Source organism: Rhodococcus sp. EPR-134, from assembly GCF_001647205.1.
GTDB classification, from domain to species: Bacteria; Actinomycetota; Actinomycetes; order Mycobacteriales; family Mycobacteriaceae; genus Rhodococcus_F; species Rhodococcus_F qingshengii.
This window is the reverse complement of sequence record NZ_LVCT01000228.1, coordinates 1-4,428: the sequence shown is the minus strand read 5'-3', so window position 1 is coordinate 4,428 and position 4,428 is coordinate 1. Positions and strand designations below refer to the sequence as shown.

Annotated in this window: 5 protein-coding genes; 3 read left to right on the top strand and 2 right to left on the bottom strand. The window is 60.4% G+C overall.

What is annotated here, in order from left to right; genetic code table 11:
* Both A2J01_RS10020 and A2J01_RS10015 read right to left on the bottom strand, forming a co-directional pair.
* On the bottom strand, positions 1–1,068 hold a 1,068-nt coding region (locus A2J01_RS10020; RefSeq protein WP_064112623.1), incomplete at its 3' end, for an NAD(P)H-binding protein.
* A 20-nt stretch (positions 1,069–1,088) separates the two neighbouring features.
* Positions 1,089–2,036 (bottom strand): NAD(P)/FAD-dependent oxidoreductase, encoded by a 948-nt coding sequence (locus tag A2J01_RS10015; RefSeq protein ID WP_064112624.1) that lies wholly within the window; start codon positions 2,034–2,036, stop codon positions 1,089–1,091.
* A 65-nt stretch (positions 2,037–2,101) separates the two neighbouring features.
* Here A2J01_RS10015 and A2J01_RS10010 point away from each other — a divergent pair, with 65 nt between their 5' ends.
* The 3 genes from A2J01_RS10010 to A2J01_RS36820 all read left to right on the top strand — a co-directional run.
* Positions 2,102–2,686 carry a helix-turn-helix domain-containing protein gene (locus A2J01_RS10010; protein WP_030534979.1) on the top strand — a complete coding sequence of 195 codons (585 nt, stop codon included), beginning with the start codon at positions 2,102–2,104 and terminating at the stop codon, positions 2,684–2,686.
* Between the two features lie 412 nt (positions 2,687–3,098).
* Positions 3,099–4,025: an aldo/keto reductase gene (locus A2J01_RS10005; RefSeq protein WP_030534980.1), complete on the top strand. Its 927-nt coding sequence runs from the start codon at positions 3,099–3,101 to the stop codon at positions 4,023–4,025.
* 186 nt (positions 4,026–4,211) lie between these two features.
* Positions 4,212–4,428 (top strand): hypothetical protein (locus tag A2J01_RS36820; RefSeq protein ID WP_231915760.1); only part of this gene is annotated, 217 nt, incomplete at its 3' end.

The following is a 4,428-nucleotide window of genomic DNA, read 5'->3' as shown; positions in this document are numbered from 1 at the left end:
CACCGACCAGAGGGTTTTCGGATCCGCCGCGCAGTCACGTTCGCGATGATCGACGTAGACCGCTTCGCCGGCCCAATCCGGGTCGGATGGAAGAGGATCGGATGGAGCGCCCGCAATCGTTGCACCGGACCACGCCGTCTCCACCTCACCGGTGTCGATCTTTCGAAGTGCCAGTCGCACCGCTTCTCGATACGGCGTGAGGCCCTCGGCGGGAGGCGGGATGAAGCCGTCGATGTCGTGATTGTGCATCACCGCGTCGTTCTGCAGGGATTCGATCAGGGGCATCGCCAAACCTCGTGGGATCGGCGTGACCAATCCCACCCAGTGACCTGCCAGACGCGGGGTGAGGACGGGCAGGACGAGGATGCGTCGGCGTACCAATCCAGCGACGTCGGCGTAGGTGTTCATCATTTCGCCGTACTGCATGACATCCGGCCCACCGATGTCGAAGGCGCGGTTGACCTCCGGCGTCGTCGCCGCGGCTGCAATCAAATAGTGGAGTACGTCACGCACCGCGATCGGCTGAATGTTGTTGTGCACCCACTTGGGTGTGGTCATCACCGGAAGCCGATTGGTCAAGTGGCGCACCATTTCGAAGGACGCCGAACCCGATCCGATCACCACTCCAGCTTGGAACACAACCGCCGGAACCTCGGAGTCGAGCAGGATCCGACCGACTTCGAGCCGGGACTGCAAGTGAGTCGACAACTCTCGGTCGGAGGGATGAAGCCCGCCCAGGTAGACGATCCGTCGCACCCCCGCATCGCGGGCAGCGGCGGCGACGTTCTCCGCGCTTCGCTTGTCGATATCCGAGAACGACCCTCCCCCACCCATGGCGTGAACGAGGTAGTAGACCACGTCGATATCGTCGAAAACACCTGAGAGGGTGGCACTGTCGGTCAGATCCCCGCGCTTGATCTCCACCGAATCGTGCCAGGGAACATCGCGTAGTTTCTCCGGGCTGCGCACCACCACTCGAACTCGATGACCCTCTTCGACCAGGCGAGGGGCAAGACGTCCGCCGATGTATCCGGTCGCACCCGTGATCAACACTCTCACTGCGTCCATCACCCCACGCTACGCACAATTCAACTGCGAAGCGCGAGTGCAACCTCGAGGTCGTCGTTGGTCAACATCATGTTGATCCCCGCTCCGGCCTTCGCCCCGGCGGCTGCGGCCATGATGACCTGGGCACCCGGGTCCACGACATTGCCCGCAGCGAACACGCCGGGCACGCTTGTAGCCCCCATCATGTCGACTGTGACGAAATCGCCCATCATCGTCTCGGCGCGCTGCGCACCGAATGCGCGCAAGATCGCATCGTTGGGGTCCATCGTGAGGGCGCCACCGACAAAGACCGCCGAACGCGCGACCACACTGCCGTCGGCCAACCGCACGCCCACCAACCGATCATCCTCGACGACGGGACCGGCAACCTCACCCTCGACGATCGAAATACCGCGAGCCGCAAGCTTTTCCCGATCTTCGGAACTCAGTTCGGTGATGCGATGAAGGAAGAGAACCACGTCATCGGACCACTGGCGAACCATGAGCGCCTGGTGCATCGCAAATTCCGCGCTCTTGGCGATCACGCCGAGCGGCTGATCACGCACGCCGTACCCGTGGCAGTACGGGCAGTGCAACACATCGCGTCCCCAACGCTCGCCGAAGACTTCGAGTTCTACCGGTAGGCGGTCCGTCAGACCCGTCGAAACAAGCACCTTGCGCACCTGAATCTTGATGCCGTCAGCCAGTTCTACCGAGAATTTCTCGCCGTCCCGTGTCACGGAGACAACGGTGCCGTCATGGAACTCGCCGCCGAATTTGCGGACCTCACCTCGGCCGATGGTCAACAATTCTGCCGGGTTCATGCCGTCACGGGAGAGGAATCCGTTCATGTGGTCGGCGGCCGCGTTCCGTGGCGATCCGTTGTCGAAGACGATCACGGATCTGCGTGCCTGACCGAGAATGAGTGCGGCGTTGAGGCCTGCCGCACCGGCTCCGATTACTGCTACGTCGAATGAGTTCTGCGTCATGAATCCAGAATGACAATAGAACGCAGTCTTGACAAACACTGTTGCCACTTTGGCAAAATGAGTGCATGACCGAAACATCGTTCGAAGCCGTACTAGCCGGCATCGGCCCTCGCCTACGTGCGTTGCGCCAGCAGTCCGAGATGACCCTGGCGGACCTGTCGGAGACCACCGACATCAGCGTCAGCACACTGTCGAGACTCGAATCCGGTACTCGCCGAGCCAACTTGGAGCTTCTGCTGCCGATTGCCAAGGCACACGGCGTCCCGTTGGACGACCTGGTGAACAGCAAGATCAAGGACCCACGCGTTCGAGAAGAACCTCGAACGGTCGGATGTATGACGGTCATTCCGCTGACCAGTCAACCCGGCAATCTGCAGGCCTACAAGATGATCATCTCGCCCACCGACGACGATCGCGAACCGGGATCCCACGAGGGCTACGAGTGGGTCTACGTTCTGTCCGGGCGCATCCGACTCCAACTCGGCGACCGGGATTTCATCATGGGGGCAGGCGAGGCCGCCGAGTTCGACACGCACATCCCGCACCGCATCAGTGCTGCCGACGGACGGCCGGCCGAGGCGATCAGCCTCTTCGGAAAACAGGGCGAGCGGGTTCACCTACGCGCAGCGCCGGCCGACAGACGCGGCTGAGGAAAATTCTCCGAGAAGCGAGGACATCTACAAGCGGGTGACTCGGTGGAGCGGGTGCACATCGTTGAGAGATGACTGAGAATCCGGCCAAACCAATGCCAACTGTTGTACCGCGCCGCCTGTCTCCACGCGAGATAGCTAGCCCGATGAATCATCATGACCGAGAAGAGGAATCCCGATGAGTGGAAAAACCACTTCCTACTGCGGTCCGGGCTCGTGCACGATTTGAATCGCTCCGATGAAGTGGGTCGGCGGACCCACCTTGTCGATGTATGGAATGTAGATGTTCGTTCGTCCCACAGGGCCTGCCGACCGCTCAGAGCTCTTGCAGGGTAATTGATCTTGCGTCCAATCATTCGTCGAGTTCGCGGGGCGACGAATTCACGTAAGTGGCGAAAACAAGGGGAATGACATGGAATTACGACAACTCGCGCGCGATCTTCAAGTCTCGCGTATTGGCTTAGGGTGTAACAACTTTGGTACCCGGCTGGACCCTGAGGGGAGTACGGAGGTCGTCCGTACCGCCCTCGATGAGGGCGTCACCCACTTTGACACAGCGACGATGTACGGAAACGGGCGCTCGGAGGAAATCCTCGGCAAGGCGCTCGCAGGTCAACGAGACCAGGTGGTAATCGCCACCAAAGCGATTCCACGCCCGCGTGAGGTCGATTACAAGCCCGGAGTACTCGCACGAAGCATCGAGGATAGCTGTGAGGCAAGCTTGCGGCGACTCAGCACCGATCGAATCGACTTGTACTACCAGCATGTCCCTGACCCCGATGCTCCACTGGAGGAGGCCATCGAGGCGTTGAATGGGCTGGTAGCCAAAGGGAAAGCCCGCCACGTAGCTTGCTCGAACTACTCCGCGGATCAGATGAGGCAGGCCGAGGGCATCGCCACCGGTACTGGCGCATCGCATTTATTGGCGAACCAGGTCGAATGGAATTTGCTCAACCGCGCGATCGAGGCAGACATTGTTCCCGCCGCACACGAGGTCGGAATGTCAATCATCCCTTTCTTTCCGCTTGCTTCCGGAATGCTCACCGGTAAGTACACGATGCGACGGCCGTTTCCGACCGGCAGCCGACTAGCCAGTGCGCCGTACTTCGCCACACTGGCAACGGAAGAGAACTTCGAGTACGTGGAGAAACTGTCAGCGTTCGCACAAGCGCACGGACACTCGATACTCGAACTCGCCATAGCGTGGCTGTGCGCGCAGGAGAGCGTTCCCTCTGTGATCATCGGTGCGATGAACCCCGAACAAGTGCGATCAAATGTTGCCGCCGCGGAGTGGAAGCTCGACGACGACGTTCTTGCGGCGCTGCCTTCGCGCCCCTGAAAGTCTGCGGTTCAACTCCTTTTGCTGATTTGACTACTGAGCAGCCAGATAGAAAACAAACGGCCCGCGCACTGGTAGCTCGCTTTCGCAATCCAATGTTGGACTTCCAACCTGTAAGCCGCGTCGACCGTATTCGTTCCGCCGGCAGTCGCAACGACAGGACCAGCACATCACCTCCGAGTGTGTGTGAGTGACGAAGAGAAGTGGCCATCGATGACCTACCAGGCTGTGCAGCCAATCGAGGGCACTGCCCTCTGCTGGGGATGCATCCCACACGCTGATTTGATACAGCTCGCCGAGTTGGCCCGTAGGGGCGGCTTTCCAGAGATCACTGTTCATCCCTCGCAATATTCGATTGTGAAGAGTGCCGACTCCCGAGTGCGGGAGCGCCTGGACGATCTAG